Here is a 1,147-nt window from a genome sequence, read left to right as displayed (position 1 = left end):
AACATCGGCACGATCGGCCACGTCGACCATGGCAAGACGTCGACGACGGCGGCGATCACGAAGTACTTCGGCGAGTTCAAGGCGTATGATCAGATCGACGCCGCTCCGGAAGAAAAGGCACGCGGCATCACCATCTCGACGGCACACGTCGAGTATGAGACGCCGAACCGTCACTACGCCCACGTCGACTGCCCCGGCCACGCCGACTACGTCAAGAACATGATCACCGGTGCCGCCCAGATGGACGGCGCGATCCTCGTCGTCTCGGCCGCCGACGGCCCGATGCCGCAGACCCGCGAGCACATCCTGCTCGCCCGCCAGGTCGGCGTTCCGGCGATCGTCGTGTTCCTCAACAAGGTCGACCAGGTTGACGACGCCGAGCTGCTCGAGCTCGTCGAGCTGGAAGTGCGCGAGCTGCTGACCTCCTACGACTTCCCCGGCGACGACATCCCGGTCGTCAAGGGTTCGGCGCTCGCCGCCCTCGAAGACAGCAACAAGGAAATCGGCGAAGACGCGATCCGCGCGCTGATGGCCGCCGTCGACGCCTACATCCCGACGCCGGAGCGTCCGATCGACCTGCCGTTCCTGATGCCGATCGAAGACGTGTTCTCGATCTCGGGCCGCGGTACGGTCGTGACCGGCCGCGTCGAGCGCGGCATCGTCAAGGTCGGTGAGGAAGTCGAGATCGTCGGCATCCGTCCGACCTCGAAGACGACGGTTACCGGCGTTGAAATGTTCCGCAAGCTGCTCGACCAGGGCCAGGCCGGCGACAACATCGGCGCGCTGGTCCGTGGTGTGAACCGCGATGGCGTTGAGCGTGGCCAGATCCTGTGCAAGCCGGGTTCGGTCAAGCCGCACAAGAAGTTCATGGCCGAAGCCTACATCCTGACGAAGGAAGAAGGCGGCCGTCATACGCCGTTCTTCACCAACTACCGTCCGCAGTTCTACTTCCGCACCACCGACGTGACCGGCATCGTTTCGCTGCCGGAAGGCACGGAAATGGTCATGCCGGGCGACAACGTCACGGTTTCCGTTGAGCTGATCGTGCCGATCGCCATGGAAGAAAAGCTGCGCTTCGCCATCCGCGAAGGCGGCCGTACCGTCGGCGCCGGCATCGTAGCCTCGATCGTCGAGTAATCGACGGCGA

1 protein-coding gene is annotated in these 1,147 nt (G+C 64.3%); it reads left to right on the top strand.

Features of this window, described 5'->3' with window-relative positions; all coding sequences use genetic code 11:
* Window positions 1–1,137: elongation factor Tu (gene tuf / locus J2Y48_RS25300; RefSeq protein WP_310424402.1), on the top strand; the 1,137-nt coding region annotated here is incomplete at its 5' end.
* Window positions 1,138–1,147 lie beyond the last annotated feature (10 nt).

Origin of the sequence: Mycoplana sp. BE70 (genome assembly GCF_031455855.1) — a bacterium.
In the GTDB taxonomy this organism is placed as follows: Bacteria; Pseudomonadota; Alphaproteobacteria; order Rhizobiales; family Rhizobiaceae; genus Mycoplana.
Note: the sequence above shows the minus strand (reverse complement) of the source record. Positions and strands in the feature narration are given on the sequence as shown.